The organism is Arthrobacter globiformis, assembly GCF_030817195.1.
GTDB lineage: Bacteria > Actinomycetota > Actinomycetes > Actinomycetales > Micrococcaceae > Arthrobacter > Arthrobacter globiformis_D.
Genome location: NZ_JAUSYZ010000001.1, coordinates 662,209 through 681,643 on the forward strand (window position 1 = coordinate 662,209; position 19,435 = coordinate 681,643).

Annotated in this window: 18 protein-coding genes; 7 read left to right on the plus strand and 11 right to left on the minus strand. The window is 68.0% G+C overall.

Annotated elements, in window-relative coordinates; translation table 11 throughout:
• The first annotated feature begins 2 nt into the window (after positions 1 to 2).
• Positions 3 to 629 carry a dihydroxyacetone kinase subunit DhaL gene (gene dhaL, locus QF036_RS03040; protein ID WP_307099126.1) on the plus strand — a complete coding sequence of 209 codons (627 nt, stop codon included), beginning with the start codon at positions 3 to 5 and terminating at the stop codon, positions 627 to 629.
• A complete protein-coding gene (gene dhaM, locus QF036_RS03045) occupies positions 626 to 1,366 on the plus strand; it encodes a dihydroxyacetone kinase phosphoryl donor subunit DhaM (RefSeq protein ID WP_307099128.1) in 741 nt (246 codons plus the stop codon). The genes dhaL and dhaM overlap by 4 nt, the downstream gene beginning before the upstream one ends.
• A gap of 16 nt (positions 1,367 to 1,382) precedes the next feature.
• On the opposite strand, the gene QF036_RS03050 is transcribed toward dhaM, so the two are convergent.
• The 3 genes from QF036_RS03050 to QF036_RS03060 all read right to left on the minus strand — a co-directional run bounded on the left by QF036_RS03050 (position 1,383) and on the right by QF036_RS03060 (position 3,473).
• A complete protein-coding gene (locus QF036_RS03050; RefSeq protein ID WP_307099129.1) occupies positions 1,383 to 1,880 on the minus strand; it encodes a hypothetical protein in 498 nt (165 codons plus the stop codon).
• A 144-nt stretch (positions 1,881 to 2,024) separates the two neighbouring features.
• Positions 2,025 to 2,861 (minus strand): A/G-specific adenine glycosylase, encoded by an 837-nt coding sequence (locus QF036_RS03055; RefSeq protein ID WP_373460246.1) that lies wholly within the window; start codon positions 2,859 to 2,861, stop codon positions 2,025 to 2,027.
• Between the two features lie 165 nt (positions 2,862 to 3,026).
• The gene (locus QF036_RS03060) at positions 3,027 to 3,473 is read right to left on the minus strand and encodes a hypothetical protein (RefSeq protein WP_307099133.1); all 447 of its coding nucleotides are present in this window, start codon (positions 3,471 to 3,473) and stop codon (positions 3,027 to 3,029) included.
• Between the two features lie 161 nt (positions 3,474 to 3,634).
• On the opposite strand from QF036_RS03060, the gene QF036_RS03065 reads away from it, so the two are divergent.
• On the plus strand, positions 3,635 to 4,411 hold the full coding sequence (locus QF036_RS03065) for a hypothetical protein (protein WP_307099135.1): 777 nt from the start codon (positions 3,635 to 3,637) through the stop codon (positions 4,409 to 4,411).
• 78 nt (positions 4,412 to 4,489) lie between these two features.
• On the opposite strand, the gene disA is transcribed toward QF036_RS03065, so the two are convergent.
• Complete coding sequence (gene disA, locus QF036_RS03070; RefSeq protein ID WP_003799779.1) at positions 4,490 to 5,566, minus strand: DNA integrity scanning diadenylate cyclase DisA; 1,077 nt, start codon at positions 5,564 to 5,566, stop codon at positions 4,490 to 4,492.
• A gap of 416 nt (positions 5,567 to 5,982) precedes the next feature.
• Between disA and QF036_RS03075 the strand changes: the two genes are divergently transcribed.
• The 4 genes from QF036_RS03075 (at position 5,983) to QF036_RS03090 (ending at position 10,597) form a co-directional block, all read left to right on the plus strand.
• On the plus strand, positions 5,983 to 7,596 hold the full coding sequence (locus tag QF036_RS03075) for a peptide chain release factor 3 (RefSeq protein ID WP_307099136.1): 1,614 nt from the start codon (positions 5,983 to 5,985) through the stop codon (positions 7,594 to 7,596).
• A 77-nt stretch (positions 7,597 to 7,673) separates the two neighbouring features.
• Positions 7,674 to 8,924, plus strand: a complete 1,251-nt coding sequence (locus QF036_RS03080) for a beta-ketoacyl-[acyl-carrier-protein] synthase family protein (protein WP_307099138.1) — start codon at positions 7,674 to 7,676, stop codon at positions 8,922 to 8,924.
• Between the two features lie 126 nt (positions 8,925 to 9,050).
• Entirely contained in the window at positions 9,051 to 9,692 is a 642-nt protein-coding gene (locus QF036_RS03085) for a hypothetical protein (protein WP_307099140.1), read from the plus strand.
• Positions 9,693 to 9,820: 128 nt separating this feature from the next.
• Positions 9,821 to 10,597: a YcnI family protein gene (locus QF036_RS03090; RefSeq protein WP_307099141.1), complete on the plus strand. Its 777-nt coding sequence runs from the start codon at positions 9,821 to 9,823 to the stop codon at positions 10,595 to 10,597.
• An 18-nt stretch (positions 10,598 to 10,615) separates the two neighbouring features.
• On the opposite strand, the gene radA is transcribed toward QF036_RS03090, so the two are convergent.
• From radA to hpaH, 7 genes are all read right to left on the minus strand, one after another.
• A complete protein-coding gene (radA, locus tag QF036_RS03095) occupies positions 10,616 to 11,995 on the minus strand; it encodes a DNA repair protein RadA (protein ID WP_307099143.1) in 1,380 nt (459 codons plus the stop codon).
• A gap of 36 nt (positions 11,996 to 12,031) precedes the next feature.
• Entirely contained in the window at positions 12,032 to 13,156 is a 1,125-nt protein-coding gene (locus QF036_RS03100) for an FUSC family protein (RefSeq protein ID WP_307099145.1), read from the minus strand.
• Positions 13,157 to 13,320: 164 nt separating this feature from the next.
• Positions 13,321 to 14,730: an aldehyde dehydrogenase family protein gene (locus tag QF036_RS03105; protein WP_307099148.1), complete on the minus strand. Its 1,410-nt coding sequence runs from the start codon at positions 14,728 to 14,730 to the stop codon at positions 13,321 to 13,323.
• 134 nt (positions 14,731 to 14,864) lie between these two features.
• Entirely contained in the window at positions 14,865 to 16,292 is a 1,428-nt protein-coding gene (locus tag QF036_RS03110) for an MFS transporter (protein ID WP_307099150.1), read from the minus strand.
• 9 nt (positions 16,293 to 16,301) lie between these two features.
• On the minus strand, positions 16,302 to 17,810 hold the full coding sequence (locus tag QF036_RS03115; protein ID WP_307099153.1) for an NAD-dependent succinate-semialdehyde dehydrogenase: 1,509 nt from the start codon (positions 17,808 to 17,810) through the stop codon (positions 16,302 to 16,304).
• 36 nt (positions 17,811 to 17,846) lie between these two features.
• Entirely contained in the window at positions 17,847 to 18,662 is an 816-nt protein-coding gene (locus tag QF036_RS03120; protein WP_307099154.1) for an HpcH/HpaI aldolase family protein, read from the minus strand.
• Positions 18,647 to 19,432 (minus strand): 2-oxo-hept-4-ene-1,7-dioate hydratase, encoded by a 786-nt coding sequence (gene hpaH / locus QF036_RS03125; RefSeq protein WP_307099156.1) that lies wholly within the window; start codon positions 19,430 to 19,432, stop codon positions 18,647 to 18,649. Before hpaH ends, QF036_RS03120 begins: the two co-directional genes overlap by 16 nt.
• Positions 19,433 to 19,435: the final 3 nt, after the last annotated feature.

Consider the following 19,435-nt stretch of genomic DNA (forward strand, 5'->3'; position numbering starts at 1 on the left):
CAGTGGGACTGGACGTGACCTGGGCCGTCAAATGGCTGACGCTGTCCGCCCAGGCAATGGCGGAACACAGGGTGGAACTCATCGAGCTGGACAGGGCCATTGGGGATTCGGACCACGGTGAGAACATGGACCGCGGCTTCCAGGCGGTCCTCGACAAGCTGGCCGAAAGCCCTCCTGAGACCCCCGGCGCGGCGCTCAAGCTGACGGCCATGGCGCTGATGTCGAAGGTCGGCGGGGCTGCCGGCCCGCTCTACGGCACGGCCTTCCTGCGGGCCGCGACCACTCTTGGGGATGCCGCGTATGTCGACGCCCCGGTGCTCGCAGCAGCACTCGCAGCGGCCAGGGACGGCATCGTGGCCCGGGGCAAGGCCGAGGCAGGCGACAAGACGATGGTGGATGCCTGGACGCCGGCCGCTGAGGCAGCGGCAGCAGCCGCGGCCGACGGCGACACCCTGGCAGTCCTCATCGCCGCGGCGGAAGCCGCCGAGGCCGGTGCCGTGGCCACAGACCCCCTGGTGGCACGCAAGGGCCGGGCCAGCTACCTCGGGGAGCGAAGCGCCGGCCACCGTGACCCCGGGGCGGCCTCGAGCGCCCTCATTCTCCGCGCCGCAGCCGGAGCCGCCGCATGACAGTGCGGATCGTGGTGGTTTCGCACAGTGACAAGATTGCCGACGGCGCCGTGGAACTCGCGGCCCAGATGGCACCGGACGTGATGATGGTTGCGGCTGGCGGAACGTCCGACGGCCGGATCGGCACCAGCATGGAAAAGGTGATGGCGGCCCTGGAAACGGCTGCCGGTGCCGACGGCGTCGTGGTGCTGACCGATCTGGGGTCAGCAGTGATGACGGCGGAGTCCGCCATGGAGTTCGCCGAGGACAGTGGCCCGGTGCTACTTGCAGACGCCCCCATTGTGGAGGGGCTGGTGGCGGCCGCGGTGGCAGCCCAGGGCGGCGCCAGCGTTCACGCCGTCCGGCGTGCCGCGGAGGCCACACATGGCTATCCGGCGTCCCGTCCCAAGGCCGAGGACCGCCTCGCCGCGGGCGGCCAGACGGCAAGCAACCAGCCTGGGTACGGCCCGGCGGCGGGAGAAACGGAAGTTCCGGCCGCCCCGGATGCCAGCGGCGACTTCGAGCTCGTAAACCTCGCAGGCATGCACGCCCGGCCGGCCGCCAAGATAGCCGGCGGGCTGTCGGCGCTGGATGCGGACGTGACGGTGAATGGGGTGGATGGCGCCTCCATGACGGGGCTGATGACACTGGGCGCCGGCAAGGGCTCGGTGCTGCACGTGGAAGCGTTCGGCCCCGACGCCGAAAGGGCCGTGGCCTATGTGGCGGGGCTGGTCAGGAACGGCTTCGGGGAACCCTGACGCGGATCAGGCCAGGCTACCTGTCCTGCCTGAGGCCCGCCGCATCCAGCACCACGGAAGCGGAAATAAACCGTCCGCACTGCTCGCCAAACGGGTAGCTGGCCTGGGGCTCGAAGTGCAGCGTGCGTGTGGGCAGCGGCTTGCCGTTGGCGTAAGACCCGCTCGCGGTGACGTCGATGGGGGAGTCTCCCAGGGTGTCCAGATTAAGCATTCCGCGCCGCGTGCCGTCCGGCTTGGAAGTCGCTGAGCATACGCCGTCGGGCCTGGAGTCATCGGTGCAGCCGAGATCCACAGGGACGGAGCCCGGGACGAGCTCCAGGGTGTCCTCTTTGCACCTGCCGTCCTGGCACGCCTTCAGTTGCAGCGTTTTCACTTGGGGCGAGTAGCCGGCCGCCACAGTGACGGCGACTCCGGACACCTGGCCGACCGCCGGGCACACCGCCTCGAAAGCATGGCAGCCCGAGATAAGTGCCGTCGTCGTGATTGTGGCCAAAAGTACCCCTGTCTTGCCCATACTTCAGGGTAAATCCGCCCTTGGGCGGAGGAGCCGGCGGGGCGAAACTGGCGCCCTCATTGTTATCCCGTCCCCGGCGCTGGGTGCCTAATCGAGACCAAAATCCGCGGCGAACGAGCCATGGCTACCCCGTGCCCGTGGCTGTCAGGCCGGCAACCGGTAGCCGCCCTGGTGCAGTTCGGCCAGGCCGTCTTCCAGCAGGCCCGCGAGCGCCCGTTCCAGCTGCTCCGGCGCGCAGTTCAGTCGGTGCAGGGCGGCCAGCGGCACGCCGATGCCGGCCGCTTCGAACCCGAGGTCGGCCGGGGCCTGCTGGAACATCTCAGCCGGCACCGGCGCCTCTGCCAGCCGGAGGACGGCCATCACGCCGCCACGGACCTGGCGGTCGGTGCCGTGCCACGCCTGGCCCTTGGGCGTGTACGCCGGCAGTGGCTCGCCGGCGGCGAGCCAGGCGCAACGGTCGCGCACCGGGCACGCAGGGCATTTGGGCGCCCGCGCCGTGCACACCAGCGCCCCCAGCTCCATGACTGAGGCGTTCCAGCGGACGGAACTGCCGGCATCGGAGGGCAGCAACTCCGCGGCAAGCCGCATCTCCGCGGCCGTCAGGGCGGGGGCGGGCAGGGCCGCTCCCGAAAAGAGCCGCGCGTGGACGCGCCGGATGTTCGTATCCACCACGGTTTCGCGGCGCCCAAAGGCAAAAGCGGCGACGGCGGCCGCCGTATAGCTGCCTACGCCCGGCAGGCTGAGCAGCTCGGCGTAGTCCGACGGGACGGTGCCCCCATGGTCACGTTCGATGGCGACCGCCGCGCCATGCAGCCTGAGCGCGCGCCGCGGATAGCCCAGCCGGCCCCAGGCGCGGACGGCCTCACCCGCGGGTTCCCGGGCCAGCGCGGCAGGTTCAGGCCACCGGCGCAGCCATTCCTCCCAGACCGGCAGCACACGCACCACGGGGGTCTGCTGCAGCATGATCTCACTGACCAGCACGCCCCAGGGCGGGCAGTCGGCCGCGCGCCACGGCAAGTCACGGGCCTCGGCCTCGAATCAGTCCTCCAGCGTGGAGTGGACGTCGGTCAACTCGGGGTAATCGGTTGTGGTTTTGATGCCAACACTCTAGTTGAAAACCCCGACGGCGGTTCCCGGCGCGTGCCGTCAGCTGGCCTCTTGTTCCGCGGGAGGCAGTCCCTCCCGCCGCGCCGGCAGCCGCCGCACATGGCCGTGCAGGGTTTCACCGCCACGCCCGTTGGGCGCCGGAACAGCAAGGGCCACCACGAAGCTGGCACTGTTCGGGTCCCCGGAGCGGATGGTCAGGCTGCGCGTTCCTTCCGGTATTGAGGGCGCAAAGAACTGCAGCTGGCGGGTGCCGACGGTGGCCACCTCATCCAACTTGTACTCTGTGCCAAAGTGGTCATGGACAACGATTGCGGGGGTTTGCGGCTCGTCTTCATTGACCGATGCGAGATGCAGGTTCACCACTATCCCGGTGTCCCAGATCTCAACCGCCAGCACCGTGAACTCAATCCCCTGGCTCTGATGTTTGCCAAACGTCAGCGGCAGCAGGACGCGTTCGAGGTGACCGCCAGACACGTGATCTACCATCAGTCGTCCTCTCCAACTCGGCCCGGTAAGTGGTAACCGGGATTCAATTTTAGTAAGTGTGCTGACAGTTGTCACCCGAAATTGAGTCACGAATTGGACATGGTGCGGCAGGGGCGGCGTGGTGGGGCTACAGAAGGCCGGCCTTTCCTTAACCTAGAAGGATGGGCAGGCAAGACACTCCGAACTCCGGTGCGGGCCGGAACCGGTCGCCGAAATCGGCGGCACAGAAACCCGCGGCACGGAACAGCACGGCAGGGAACAGCGCAGCGCGGAACAGTGCGGCGCCCCGCGCAGGGCGCAAGCCGAGCCCCGCCGTGTACCGACGCCGTCGGCTCTTTGCCGGAGTGGCGCTGCTGCTGGTCCTGGGCCTGATCGCCGGCGGGGTCGCCACACTCACCAGTCTCCTCGGCGGCGCCCAGCAGGCCTCGTCCGCCCAGGACTCCACACAGGATCCTTCGACGACGGATCCTTCGACGCAAGGCGCCGGCACGGCCCAGCCCGGGTCCACGGCGCCGGCCAGCCCGTCAGCAACCCCGTCCGCTTCGCCCACCTGCGACCAGAAGCTGGTGACGGTCAAGGCAACCACGAACAAGACGTCCTACGCCGCGGACGAAAAGCCAGTGCTGAGCCTCACGGTCACCAACGGCGGAAAGCTGCCGTGCAAGGTGAACATCGGAACGTCGCAGATGGACTTCCTGGTCACCAGCGGCTCGGACCGTGTCTTCTCATCCGCCGACTGCCAGGCTGCCAGCACTGACTTGATCAAGACCATCGCGCCCGGCAAGAGCGAAACCGCGAACTTCCCGTGGCCGCGCAACCGTTCCGTGCAAGGCTGCGAGAATGTCCCGGACGGCGCGGTTGCCGGCGGCGGATACTACGTGTTCATCGCGAAGCTTGGCGCCAAGGTCAGCCCGCCGACGGTCTTCCAGCTCAGCTGACGCCGCCTGACCCATCGGTTGCTCCGTAGGAGCCCTTTTGGGCGCCCAAAAGGGCACTTGTGGAGCAGTCGATGGGAATCAGAGGAAGCGGTCCAGCAGGCTGGCTTCGGCCATCCGGCTGAGGCCCTCCCGGACCGTGCGGGCGCGCTGGTCGCCGATGCCGTCCACGGTCATCAGGTCGTCGATGGTGGCAGCCATGAGGTACTGCAGCCCGCCGAAGTGGTCCACCAGCCTGTCGGCGACCGCTTTGGGCACAGCCTTGAGCCCGGAAAGAAGGCGGTAGCCCCGCGGCTGCACCACGGCGTCCAGGGTGTCGACGCCCCCGGCGAAGCCGATGATCCCCGCGATCTTGCTGAGGTCGATGAGTTCGGTGGGGCCGAGGTTGAGGAGCGCGCTGACCGCACCGTCGATGTCCTCGGGAGAGGCGTTCGGCCCGGCGTAGTCGCGGATGATGATGTCGCTGCCCGGGCCGCGGCCCACGGTGAGCTCGTCCAGCTGGAGGGACAGGAGCCTGCCGTCCTCGCCCAGCTCCAGGACATACTGCGAGATCTCCTCGGAAATCCGGCGCACCATTTCCTGGCGCTGCAGGGTCACGGCGACATCGCGCACGGTCACCATGGCCTCGATCTCCAGGGCGGAGAGCGAGCTGGTCACCTGGTCCAGGCGGGAACGGTAGCGTTCCAGCGTGGCCAGGGCCTGGTTGGCGCGCGCCAGGACCTTTTCGGAGCCCTCCAGCACGTGCCGAAGCCCGTTGACGTACAGGGCGATGATCTGCATGGACTGGCTCACCGAGATCACCGGGACGCCGGTCTGGATGGCAACGCGTTCGGCGGTCCGGTGCCGGGTGCCGGATTCCTGGGTTTCGATGCTGGGGTCCGGCACGAGCTGGACGGCCGCTCGGAGGATGTTGCCGGCGTCCCTGTCGCAGATGATGGCGCCGTCCATCTTGGCCAGTTCGCGGAGCCGGGTCGGTGAAAAGTCGATGCCGATGTCGAAGCCGCCCGAACAGATCGAGTCGATGGTCCGGTCCGAGCCCAGCACGATCAGCGCGCCGGTTCGTCCGCGGAGAATGCGTTCCAGGCCGTCCCGCAGCGCGGTCCCCGGGGCCACCCTCCCCAAAGTCGCTTTGAGCGATTCTTCAGGGCTGCGAGCCATAGATATTCCCTTCAAAGGTGCAGGCGGGGCCTGCAGGTTTGCCGGTTTTCACAGTCCGCCGGCAGGATCAAAAGTACTCGGTTTCCCGCATGCACCATCCTAGAGGTACATTACCCCAGCAACCGCACAGGCAAGCCTTAAAGTGCCCCGTCGGAGGCCTGCGGAACAGGCATCCGGAGTGGGTCCGACGGCGGTTGGTTGAGGGGCACTTTTGGCCCGCCTTCGGTGCGGATTCCGCCGCTGCGATAAACTTGAAGCCTTGGTTGGCAGGTTCCGCCGCCACCCGGCCGCCGGATTTTCGGAGCATCTGATGTCCCCATCTGATGCCACGGAGACTTTTCAGGCCGTCCCAGATTTTCCAACCGTTCCAGATTCTCCAACCAAGATCCCCAGCGGATCGCAGTGAAAGTAGCACCGTGTCCCAAGAAGTGCAGAGCCCCGCCCGAGTGCACGAGATCCACAAGCAGGCCTCCCGGCGCCGGACGTTCGCCGTTATCTCGCACCCCGACGCCGGCAAGTCCACGCTTACCGAGGCCCTGGCCCTGCACGCCAAGGTGATCGGCACCGCGGGTGCTTCCAGCGGCAAGGCCAACCGCAAGGAGACGGTCTCGGACTGGATGCAGATGGAAAAGGACCGCGGCATTTCCATCAGCTCGGCCGCCCTGCAGTTCTCCTACCGGGACACCGTGATCAACCTGCTGGACACCCCCGGCCACGCAGACTTCTCCGAGGACACCTACCGGGTGCTCGCCGCCGTCGACTGCGCCGTGATGCTCGTGGACGCGGCCAAGGGCCTTGAGACGCAGACCATGAAGCTTTTCGAGGTCTGCAAGCAGCGGAACCTCCCCATCATCACCGTCATCAACAAGTGGGACCGCCCCGGCCTGGACGCACTGGCCCTCATGGATGAGATCACCGAACGCACCGGGCTGCAGCCCATGCCCCTGACCTGGGCCGTGGGCATCTCCGGTGATTTCCGCGGCGTCTGGGACCTGCGTAACGACAGGTTCGCGCGCTTCCAGCGGAACAACGCCGGCGCCAGCATCGCCCTCACCGAATACTTCACTCCCGAAGAGGCGGCCGAAAGCCAGGGCAGCAACTGGACGGACGCCGTCGACGAGGCGGGGCTGGTCATCGAGTCCAATCTCGCCTTCGACGTCGAGAGTTTCCACGCGGGCAAGGCCACCCCCATCCTGTTCAGCTCCGCGGCGCTGAACTTCGGCGTCAAGGAACTTCTGGACGCCCTGGTGGACTTCGCCCCGCCGGCCGCGCCCCGGCCGGACATCGAGGGCACCCCGCGTGCTGTCGAATCGCCGTTCTCCGGCTTCGTCTTCAAGGTCCAGGCAGGCATGAACAAGGCCCACCGCGACCACGTGGCCTTTATCCGCGTCTGCTCCGGCGTATTCGAGCGCGGCATGGTGGTCACCCAGACCCGGACCGGAAAGTCGTTCGCCACCAAGTACGCGCAGCAGGTCTTCGGCCGGGAACGCGAGGTCATCGACGAGGCCTACCCGGGCGACGTCGTGGGCCTGGTCAACGCGTCCTCGCTGCGGGTGGGCGACAGCCTCTTCCTTGAGGAACCGGTGGAGTTCCCGGCCATTCCGCTGTTCGCTCCCGAGCACTTCCAGGTTGCCCGCTCCAAGGACCCCAGCCGCTTCAAGCAGTTCCGCCGCGGCATCGAGCAGCTCGAGCACGAGGGCGTCATCCAGGTGCTGCGCTCCGACGTCCGCGGTGACCAGGCGCCGGTGCTTGCCGCCGTCGGACCCATGCAGTTCGAAGTGGTGGAGGACCGCATGGCGCACGACTTCAGCGCGCCCATGCGCCTGGAACGCCTCCCGTATTCCATGGCCAGGATCTCGACGGCGGACGCCATGCCGGCGCTGGCCAACGTCCCTGGCGCCGAGGTGCTGCTGCGGTCCGACGGCGAATACCTGGCCCTCTTCAACGATGTCTGGGCCCTGCGCCGCATCGAGAAGAACCATCCCGACCTCACGCTGATTCCTATCGGGACGCACAACCCCGCAAAGTAGCTGCGCCAACGAGGGACTCCAGGTCCCGAACGGTCTCCCAACCAACGGTCTCCCAACCAACGAAGCAAGGTATCGCCGTGTCCACAAACCAGCCGTCTGCCGCGGCACCTTTAACAGGATCAGCCAGCGTCGTCGTGACCGGAATGGGTTCCATGAACCCGCTCGGGGCCACAGTGGCCGAAACCTGGGAGGCGATGCTGGCCGGGCGCTCGGGCATCGCGGCGTTGAAGGACGGGTGGGCTGAGGCCCTTCCGGTGCGCATCGCGGGCCGGGTCACTGCCGATCTTGGCGCGTTCCTGGGCACCCGCGAGCTGAAACGGATGGACCGCTGCGGGCAGCTGGCACTCGTTGCCTCCCGCGAAGCCTGGGAACAGGCTGGGAAGCCGAGCGTCGAACCGGAGCGGCTCGCCGTCGTGATCGGCTCGGCCTACGGCGGCATGGACACCGTGCTCGCACAGGTCAGGGAGCTGGACAACGGCGGCCCCCGCAAGGTTTCCCCGCACACCCTGACCCGGCTCATGGTGAATGGGCCGTCCGCATGGGTTTCCATCGATCTCGGTGCCAAGGGCGGGGCACGCACTCCCGTCAGTGCCTGTGCGTCCGGGGCCGAGGCGATTGCCCAGGGTGCCGAAATGATCAGGTCCGGGGCGGCCGACGTCGTAATCGCCGGCGGTGTTGATGCCTGCGTCAACGACCTGATCATCAGCGGTTTTTCCCAGATTCGGGCACTCTCCACTCGCAACGACGATCCGGAGCGGGCCTCGCGGCCGTTCGACCGGGACCGCGACGGGTTCGTCCTGTCTGAGGGAGCGGGGATCGTGGTGCTGGAAAGCGAGGACCACGCGCGTGCCCGGGGCGCGGAAGTGCTGGGCGGCATTGCCGGGGCAGCCGTGACCTCGGACGCGAACGACATCGTGGCAGCCGATCCGGACATGCAGGTGCGGGTCATGGAGAAAGCCCTTGCCTCCGCTGGCCTCCATGGAACTGACATCGGTTTCGTGCACGCGCACGCCACGTCGACGCCCGTGGGAGACCGGCTGGAGGCGCAGGCCATCAAGGCCATTGCCGGTAGCCAGGTCCCGGTGACCTCCACGAAGTCCCTCACCGGACACTTGCTCGGCGGAGCGGGTGCGCTGGCCGCCATCGCCACGCTGCAGGCACTCCGGACCGGCGACCTGCCCGGCACCTACAACGTGGCTGCCCTTGACCCCGAGGTGGACCTCAACGTCATCACCGGCACCGTCAGCGGCAGCACGGCGCCGGCGGGACTCGTCAATGCCTTCGGGTTCGGCGGGCACAGCGCGGCGCTCGTGGTCACCCGCGGCTAAATACTAGGGCCGCTGGGCGGCCCGGAATGGTGGTTCGGAAGATGGAACACGGGCGGCGCCAGGAGCCGGCCCGTAGACTTGCCGTGAACTTCGCTTTGCCCGTCGATCTTCCGGAAAGGACCGCCAATGATGCCCCGTGCCTCGTTCCGGCTGTTCCGCACCGGGCTGATCGGCTCCCTCGTTATCGGGTTTGCCACAGGCGGGCACCTTGCGGGCGGCGGCCGGCTTCCCTCAGCGGCCATCCTGGCGGCGCTGTTCGCCGTGACACTGGTTCCCGTCGCCGCCGTGACACGGTTCCGGCTCTCCTGCCCTGCCCTGGTTGGTCTGCTGGGTGCCGGCCAGTTCTGGCTGCACTGGGCGCTCGATACGCTGGGCGGCGCGGGTGATGCTGAACCGGCGTCCGTTGCCCTGACACCCGGTCATCCCGGCCATGCCGGACACACGGGGGCAGCCTTGGACCCGGCCTTCGTAAGCCCCGCGGCGGCCGAAAGCGTCCATTCCGCTGCGTCCGACGGCGTGATGTTCGTTGCGCACGCCGTTGCCACCCTGTGCACGGCCGTCCTGCTGGCCCGCGGGGAACGGGTGCTGGCAACACTTGCCTCGTGGCTGCAACCGCTTTTCCGCCGGCACGAACCGGCAGCTATTCTTCCCGCCCGCGTCCCAGCGCCTTTTCCGGTTCCGGCCGTCCTCCCGCGGACGCGCGCCGGCGTGCGCCTGCCAACCCGGCGCGGGCCGCCGGTGCCATCGGCCGCCCAGCCGGGTTCCTGAAAGAACGGGCCGTTCCACTACGGACGGGCTTTTCAGGCAGGGGCCGACGGCGGCGTGCAGCTACCTGCCGTGCCGCCCTGAGGGCGCATGGGTCCCTGACTGATTTTTCTGTGAAAGGCATTACCCGCATGAACACCTCCATTGGCCGTACCCTCAAGACGGCAGCAGCCGCCACCCTCACGGCCGGACTCCTCGCCGCCGGTGCCGCCGCCGCGTCCGCGCACGTCACGGTGGATCCCTCCGCCACCGCCGAGGGCGGCTTTACCAAGCTGACGTTCAGCGTTCCGAACGAATCCGAGACGGCCAAGACCAATCGGCTCGAGGTCAAGCTCCCCACCGACACCCCGCTGACCTCCGTCTCCGTGAAGCCGATGGACGGCTGGAAGGCGCAGGTGGTGACCACCACCCTGCCCAAGCCCGTGGAGGTTGCAGGCGCAACGGTCACCAAGGCGCCGACCAGCGTGATCTGGACCGCGGACGCCGCCCACCAGATCGGGCAGAACGAATTCCAGACCTTCACGCTGTCCGTCGGCCGGCTCCCGGCAGCGGGCACCACCCTGATGCTGCCCGCAGCCCAGGGCTACACCGACGGAACCACCGTCAACTGGGCGGACGCCGCCGAGGCTGAGCACGGGCACGCGTCCGCGACCTCCTCTGCCGCAGCTTCATCCGCACCGGCCGAGGCGGAGGAGCACCGCCCGGCACCCTCGTTCGTCGTCACCGCGGCGGAGACCGCTGAAGGATCCGCAACGGCGGCGCCGGATGCCGCACCGGCTGGTCCGGCAACGCAGGCCGTCGCTTCCAACGGCAGCCAGGCCGCTGGCTGGATCGGGCTGGTCGCGGGTGTTCTTGGCCTTGCCGCGGGCGCCACGGCCCTGGTCCGCACCCGGGCGGCCAGGAAGTAGCCCAAGTCCTGGAACTGCTCAGGGCTTGGTGATGAGCAGTTCCAGGACCTCGGTCAGGTGGCCCACTTCCCTCACGGAAAAGCCTGCCGGGACCGGGCCGGGACCGGTGGGGCTGGCGGGAACGACGGCGTGCGTGAAGCCGAGCCGGTGGGCCTCGTGGATGCGCTGGTTGATTCCCGGGACGGGGCGCACCTCCCCGGCCAGGCCCACTTCGCCGAAGGCGATCAGGCGCTGCGGCAGGGGTTTCTTGTGCTTCGCGGACGCCACCGCCAGCGCCACCGCGAGGTCGGTGGCCGGCTCGCTGAGCTTCACGCCGCCCACCGTGGCCACGTAGGAATCGTCCTTCTGGAGCAGGCACCCGGCACGCTGCTGCAGCACTGCCAACAGCATGGCCACCCGTGAACTGTCCAGGCCGCTCGTTGCCCGCCGGGGCTGTGAGTTCTGGGTCTCGGCGAGCAGGGACTGCACCTCGGCGAGCAGCGGCCTGCGGCCCTCCATGGTGACCGTGATGCAGGTGCCGGATACCGGCTCCTTGGTGCGCGTGACGAACAGCCCGCTGGGATCGGCAAGGCCAAGGATGCCGTCCTCCGTGAGGTCGAAGCAGCCGACGTCGTCGGTGGGCCCGTAGCGGTTCTTGACTGCCCGCAGCAGGCGGAGACGGGAGTGCCGCTCGCCCTCGAACTGGCACACGACGTCCACCAGGTGCTCCAGCAGGCGGGGCCCTGCGATGGAGCCGTCCTTGGTCACATGACCCACCAGCAGCGTGGTCATGTTCCGGCGCTTGGCCGCCGCAATGATCGAGGCAGCCACCTCGCGGACCTGGGAGACGCCGCCGGAACTGCCCTCCACGTCGGCGCTGCTGAGCGTCTGCACGGAGTCCACCACCAGCATCTTCGGCTCCACCTTCTCCACCTGGCCAAGCGCCTGGCCAAGGTCGGTCTCGGCGGACAGGTACAGGGTGTCCGCGATCGCGCTGATCCGTTCCGCCCGCAGTTTCACCTGGGCCGCTGATTCCTCGCCGGTTACATACAGGACACTTTGCCCGGTCCTGGCAAACTTGGCGGCGACGTCCAGCAGGAGCGTCGACTTTCCCACGCCCGGCTCGCCTGCGAGCAGGATGACGGCACCGGGCACAACACCGCCGCCGAGCACGCGGTCCAGTTCATCCACGCCGGTGGGCAGGTAGGCAGCGGTCGTGGCGTCTACCTCGGCAATGGGGCGGGCTGGCTCCAGAACTGTAGTGGCCGCCGTCGTGCGTGCCACCGCGGCGCCGGTTTCCTCAACGGTGCCCCACGCCTGGCACTCACCGCACCTGCCCACCCACTTGACCGTGGTCCAGCCGCATTCCGCGCACTTATAGCCCGGCGCCTTGGAAACCCGGGAAGTCTTTGTAGCCATTGCTCCACACTAACCGGGGGCTGTGACAAAGAAGTTCTACAGCGGGGGCAGCAGGTCGCGTGCTTCGCGGGAATCGATGCCGGTGGCTTCCAGCAGGTCCACCATGAGCGGCCGGAACAGCATCACCACGGTCTCGCCCTCGAGCTTCTGGACTTTGAGCATCCTGGGGTGCAGCCGCCCGGCGATGTCGCCCAGATCCTGCCGCGCGCTCCGCAGGTGGGCATCGCGGGCACCCTCCTGCACTTCAGCGAGGCCCAGCGAGAGCTCATCCACGGCCGCCGCGGTTTCCTGCAGCACCTCGGCAATGTTCTCGGTGGCTTCGTCGGACAGCGCGGCGTGGTTGATGGAACTGGTGAGCCGGCGTGCGAAGACGCGGCTGTTGCGCAGGGCGAGGTCGATGTACTCGAGCGACTGCTCCAGCCGGTCCAGTTCGTTCCGGTGCCGCCGGTAGGCGGGCGCCAGCGTGGCTACCTCCCCGGATGCCCGCAGGGTGTGCCGCATGGCGTCCACCAGCGGCTGGCTGTTCCTGCCCCGGACCAGCGCATGCCAGGCCCGGGTGGAATCGCTGTCGACCAGTGCTGCGGCGCATTCCCGCAGCACTTCGGCCAGTTCATGGAGCAGTTTCTGGACGTCCCTGCGCGGTTCCCGGCGGGGATCCTTGGGCGCCAGGATGGTGACCAGCAGTGCCACCACGCCGCCCACCACGGCATCGATGCTGCGGGTGAAGGGGCCGCCGGCCGGCGCCGGCAGCAGCACCACCAGCAGCGACTGCAGTGCCAGCTGCGTGGTGAAGATGTTGCCGCTGTCCAGGAAGCGGGCCAGCAGGATGGAGACCAAAAGCACGACGGCGGCCTGCCAGATCCCAGCCCCGAGCCAGTGGAGCAGCATGTCGCCCACGGCGATGCCGATCGTGCAGCCCAGGCCCACCTCCATCACCCTCCGCATGCGCAGGTCGCGGGAGAAACCGAGGGCGATCAGGGCGGACGTGGCCGCGAACAGCGGACCGGTATGGCCCAGGACGAACTCGGCGAAGGCGTAGGCTCCCACGGCGCCGAACGTCATTTGGATCGCGGGGACCAGTGAATTCCGGCTCCGGACCATCCCTGTCCTGATCCGGCCGCGGAGGAAGCGTCTGCTGGCGGAGAGTCCGGTCTGGGGCATGGCTTCAGTCTATTGCCGGAGCCGTCGGGGACCGGGAACCCAACGCCCCGGTGACAAGCCTCCCCGTGACCTGAGCCCCGATGATCCCAACAGACCCGATAATCCCAACAGTAAGGGCCGCCGTCGCGGGTGGCGACGGCGGCCCTCTGGTTCCGGTGGTCCGGTTAGCCGTTGATGACCTGGGGGACGCCGAGGTGTTTGAGGCCTTCGACGCCGAATTCGAGGCCGTAGCCGGATTGTTTGGCGCCGCCGAACGGGACGCGGGGGTCCACGGCGCCGTGTTTGTTGATCCAGACGGTGCCGGCCTGGATGCGGTTGGCGACTTCGCGGGCGGCGGGGAGGTTGGGGGACCAGACGGAGGCGCCGAGTCCGACGTCGAGGGCGTTGGCGTAGCCGATGGCCTGGTCGATGGTGCTGTAGCGGATGATGGGCAGGGCGGGGCCGAACTGTTCCTCGGTGACGAGGGGGTTGGTGTTGTCGATGTCGGCGACGAGGGTGGTGGGGTAGAAGTAGCCGGGCTGGCCGGGGTCGGGGTTGCCGCCGAGCAGGATCCGGGCGCCGCTGTCGCGGGCGGCTTCGACGAGGTTGGCGACGATGTCGTACTGGGCTTTGTTTTGCAGCGGGCCGAGGACGTTGTTTTCGTCCAGGCCGTTGCCCATCGGCATGGCGGCGGCGACCTTGGTGAGTTCGTGGCAGACGGCGTCGTAGATGTCGTCGTGGACGTAGAGGCGTTTGAGGGCTGCGCAGGTCTGGCCGGTGTTGAGGAACGCGCCCCAGAAGAGGTCTTCGGCGATGGCTTTGGGGTCGGCGTCGGGCAGGACGATGCCGGCGTCGTTGCCGCCCAGTTCCAGGGTGAGGCGTTTGATGGTGTCGGCGGAGGATTTGATGATGGCGCGGCCGGCGGCGGTGGAGCCGGTGAACATGATTTTGCCGACGGCGGGGTGTTCGGCGAGGCGGGCGCCGACTTCGCGGTCGCCGGCGATGGCGGTCAGGACGTTCTCGGGGAGTTCTTCGTTGAGGACCTTGATCAGGGCGAGGACGGAGAGCGGGGTCATTTTGGAGGGTTTGACGACGGCGGTGTTGCCCATGCGCAGGGCGGGGGCGATCTGCCAGATGGTGATCATCATGGGCCAGTTCCAGGGGCCGATGGCGCCGACGACGCCGATGGGCTTGTAGTGGAGTTCGGCGTAGGTTTCGCCGTCGTCCACCACGACCTCGGGTGTGAGTTCGGTGGCGGCGGTGGCGCGCAGCCAGGCGGCGCAGGCGCCGACTTCGAAGCGGGCGTTGGGGCCGTTGAGGGGTTTGCCCTGCTCACGGGAGAGGAGCTGGGCGAGTTCCTCGGCGGAGCGTTCGACGGCGTCGGCGGCCTTGAGCAGCGCGGCGGACCGGGCGTGGTGGCCCAGCGCAGCCCACGCCGGTTGGGCGGCAACCGCGGCGTCTACCACGCGCTCCAGGTCTGCAACGGTGTGGACCGGCGCCTCGCCAACCACCCCTCCGGTGGCGGGATCAAAAATGGTCCGGGTCTCGCCGGAGCCGGGGGTGATGGACGCGAGGAGGGCATCGTAGGTTTCCAAGAGGTACTCCACTTCGAGTAGGTCACTGCGCTCAGCCGGGCGGCGAGGCGGGCATACCTAAGTGTTGTCCGCCCTCGGGCCCACTGGCTTGTCTTTGGGTGCAGAACCCTTGACTTGGGGCGAACTGACGGCGGCTACACGTTGGCGGGCTCCGTGGGTGAGTTGGCCGAATCCGCCCGGCGCCGGTCGAAGACGGTGGCACCGACCTCCTGCTCGGCCTGGTTGTTGATGCCCAGGTCGATCCCCTTGCGTTCCCGGATCACCAGGACGGCGGCCGTTGAAACGAGAGCCACAATGAGCAGGTAGAGGGACACGGAGGCTGTTGTTCCGGTGGCCTGGACCAGGGCGGTGGCGATCATGGGAGCGAACGCGCCGCCGATGATGGCGCCGAGGGCGTAGGAGATTGCGACGCCGGAGAACCTGATGGAGGCGGGGAAAAGTTCGCTGTAGAGGGCTGCCTGCGGGCCATAGGTCAGGCCGAGTCCAACGGTGAACAGTGCAAGGCCAAGGAACAGCGCCCAGATGTTTCCGGTGTTGACCAGCCAGAACAGCGGGAACACCGTGACGATGAGGCAGCCGTAGCCGATGAGGTAGGTCTTCTTGCGGCCAATGCTGTCCGCGAGGTAGCCGGAGACCAGCGTGAAGATGAACCACAGGGCAGCGGAGCCGGTGACTGCGAGGAGCACTTCCGTGCGGTCCATGGCCAGTCCGGCCGGGTTGGCGGCGTAGCTGAGGATGTAGCCGCCGGTGGTCATGTAGCCTGCGGCGTTGTTGCCGGCGAAGACCAGGGCCGCGATGATGACCAGCAGCCAGTGCTTCCTGAACAGTTCGACAACCGGGGTGCGGGTCTGCTGCTTCTTTTGGGAGATCTCCTCGAATACCGGGCTTTCCTCGACGCTGCGTCGGACCATGAAGCCGACGACGATCAGGACGAAGCTGAGCAGGAACGGAATGCGCCAGCCCCACTGCACAAAGGCTGCACCGGGCGAGACCACGCCGGACATCAGGGCCAGAACGCCGGAAGCCAGCAGCATACCGAGCGGAACGCCGAGCTGGGGGAAGGCCCCGAACAGGCCCCGCTTGCCACGGGGCGCATGTTCCACCGCCATGAGGACGGCACCGCCCCATTCGCCGCCAGCCGAAATGCCCTGCAGGATGCGCAGGAGCAGCAGCAGGATGGGCGCCACGACACCGGCCGTCTCGAAGGTCGGCAGCACGCCGATGAGGGTGGTGGCCGCCCCCATCATGATCAGCGTGATGACGAGCATGGCCCGGCGGCCCAGCCGGTCCCCGAAGTGTCCGGCCAGGAAGGCTCCCAGCGGACGGAACAGGAAGCTGAGTCCCACCGAGGCGAAGGAGATCAGGATGCCGATATCGGCCCCGGCGGGTTCGAAGAACAGCTTCGCGAAGACCAGGCCTGCCGCATTGGCGTAGATGAAGAAGTCGTACCACTCGATGGTGGTTCCGATGATGGTGGCGAACGCTACCCGGCGGTTATCCCTTGCCGAGCTGCGCTGCCCGTGCTGGAGAGTACCCAATGGTTTTCCTTGCTGTGTGGACATGTCGTTGCGTCAGTTGGCGTAGGGGTCGGCGATGCCGATGTATTGGGTAGTGGTGTATTCGGCGATGCCTTCGGTGCCGCCTTCGCGGCCGAGGCCGGACTGCTTGACGCCGCCGAAGGGCGCGGCGGCGTTGGAGATGACGCCGGCGTTGAAGCCGACCATGCCGAATTCGATCTGCTCCGCGACGCGGAGGAGCCTGTTGAAGTCGCGGCTGTAGAGGTAGGAGGCCAGGCCGTATTCGCTGGCGTTGGCCAGGCGGATGGCGTCGTCCTCGGTGGTGAAGGTGGTGACGGGGGCGACGGGTCCGAAAATTTCCTGGCCGAGGATCGCGGCGTCGTTGGGCACGTTGGCGAGGACGGTGGGTGGGTAGAAGTAGCCGGGTCCGTCCACGGGGGATCCGCCGGTGAGGGCGGTGGCTCCGGCGTCGACGGCGGCGGCCACGAGGGTGTGGACGTCGTCGCGGGCTCCGGCGTCGATGAGGGGTCCGACCTGGGTTTCGGGGTTGGTGCCGCGGCCGGTGGTCAGGGCGCCCATGGCGGCGGCGAACTTTTTGGTGAATTCGGCGGCGACGGTTTCCTGGACGAGGAAGCGGTTGGCGGCGGTGCAGGCTTCGCCCATGTTCCGCATTTTGGCGGCCATGGCCCCTTCGACGGCCTTGTCGAGGTCGGCGTCCTCGAACACGATGAACGGCGCGTTGCCGCCCAGTTCCATCGAGGTGCGCAGCACGTTGCCGGCGGCGTCGGCCATGAGGCGTTTGCCGACGGGCGTGGAGCCGGTGAAGGAGACTTTCCGCAGCCGGGAATCCTTCAAGAGAGGGCCGGATATCCCGGACGCGCTGGCGGATGAGACGACGTTCAGGACTCCGGCGGGCAGGCCAGCGTCGAGCATGGTCTGCGCGAACAGCTGGGCGGTGAGCGGAGTCAGCTTGGCGGGCTTGAGGACCATGGTGCAGCCGGCGGCGATGGCGGGGGCGACTTTGCGGGTGGCCATCGCGAGCGGGAAGTTCCACGGCGTGATCAGCAGGCACGGGCCGACCGGTTTGTGCTGGACGAGGATCTTGTTCTTGCCCTCGGGGGTGGTGAGGTAGCGGCCGTAGTCGCGGACGGTTTCTTCGGAGAACCAGCGCAGGAACTCGGCGCCGTAGGTGACTTCGCCGCGGGCTTCGGCCAGGGGTTTGCCCATCTCCAGGGTCATCAGGAGCGCGAAGTCCTCGGCCCGCTCGGTGACCAGGTCGAAGGCCCTACGCAGGATCTCCGCCCGTTCCCGCGGTGCCGTGCGTGCCCAGGACGCCTGGGCGGCGTCGGCCGCGTCGAGCGCGGCGAGGGCGTCCTCGCTGGTGCCCGAGGCCAGGGTGGCGAGTACCTTCCCGGTGGCGGGGTCCTGGACGTCGAACGTGCCGCCGTCGGACGCGTCCCGCCACTGCCCATTGATGAGAAGGCCTGTGGGTACAGATGCGAGCAGGTCAGCCTCACGGGCGGAGGAAACGGAGGCAGGGGAGATTACGGGCGAAGTGGTCATGCGGGAGTCTCCTCAGGAAAAGTGTGCGGGGGCAGGTCAGTAGCTGGCCGGGGCGCCGTCGTCGCTGGTCTGGATGTACTGTGCGGCGAGTGCTTCGGAGCCGCGTGCCAGGAGGGCGACATCGGCGCCGACCAGGATGAAGGCGGCGCCGGCCGCGAGGTAGTGGCGCGCGGTGGCGGGGGCGAAGGCGTTCACGCCGGCGGGTTTGCCGGCCGCCTTGGCTGCGGCGAGGCAGTGTTCGACGGCGGCGCGCACCTCGGGGTGTTCCTGCTGTCCCAGCAGCCCCATGGAGGCGGCGAGGTCGGACGGGCCCACGAAGATGGCGTCCACGCCGTCGACCTTCAGGATGTCCTCCACCGCCTCGACGGCGGCCGTTGATTCGATCTGGACGGTGACGCTGACGGTGTCCGCGGCCCGGACGAGGTAGTCCGGGACCCGGTTCCAACGGGCCGCGCGGGCCAGCGCCGAGCCGACCCCGCGGACCCCGTGGGGCGGGTAGCGGGTGGCCGCCACCGCAGCTTCCGCTTCCGCCACGGAATTGACCATCGGGACCAGCAGGTTCTGCGCGCCCAGGTCCAGGTACTGCTTGATGAGCACGGTGTCGTTCACGGGTGGCCGGACCAGGGTGTGGACGGGGTAGCCGTGGATGGCCTGGAGCTGGGCGAGGATGGATTCGAGGCCGTTGGGGCTGTGCTCGGCGTCCACCAGAAGCCAGTCCAAGCCGGACCCGGCGCAGAGTTCGGCGATGAGCGGGCTGCCGGAGCAGACCCACATCCCCGCCAGTGGCCGGCCTGCTTTACCGGTTTGGTTGCTCAGGGCGTGGCGGAAGGTGTCTTCTACTCGAAGCGGCATGTGACAGTCCCCAGGGGTCCGTAGTCGGCGTGGACGGTGTCGCCCTTGTACACCCAGAGCGGGCGGGTGAAGGATCCGGCCAGGATGATGTCCCCGGCTTTCATGCTGTCCCCGTGCACGGCGATTTTGTTAGCGAGCCAGTGCACGCCGTTGGCCGGGTGGTCCAGGACGCCTGCGGCCACGCCGGTTTCCTCCACGGTCTGGTTTTTGTAGAGGATCGCCGAGACCCAGCGGAGGTCGACGGCGTCGGGCTTGACCGGGCGGCCGCCCACCACCATGGCACCCATGGCCGCGTTGTCGGAGATGGTGTCCACGATGGTCCGGCCCTCCATCTCGATCCTAGAATCGAGGATTTCGAGGGCCGGGACCACGTAGTCGGTGGCGTTCAGGACGTCGAAGATGGTGCAGCCGGGGCCCTTGAGCCCGTCCTTCAGGACGAACGCCAGTTCCACCTCCACCCGCGGATGGGTGTATTTGTCCCATTCCACCGAGCAACCGGTTTCCAGCACCATGTCATCGAAGATGGCACCGTAGTCCGGTTCGGTGATGCCGGTGGCGGCCTGCATGGCCTTGGACGTGAGGCCGATCTTGCGCCCCACCAGGGTCCGGCCGGCGTCCTCGTTGCGGCGCCGCCACAGCTGCTGCACCGCGTAGGAATCCTCCACCGTCATGTCCGGATAGCGGGCAGTCAGGCGGGGCACAGGAGTGCGGGACCGGCCGGCTTCCACCAGCTCGTCCGCTATGGCCTCGATCGTCTTCGCGTCCAGCATGGT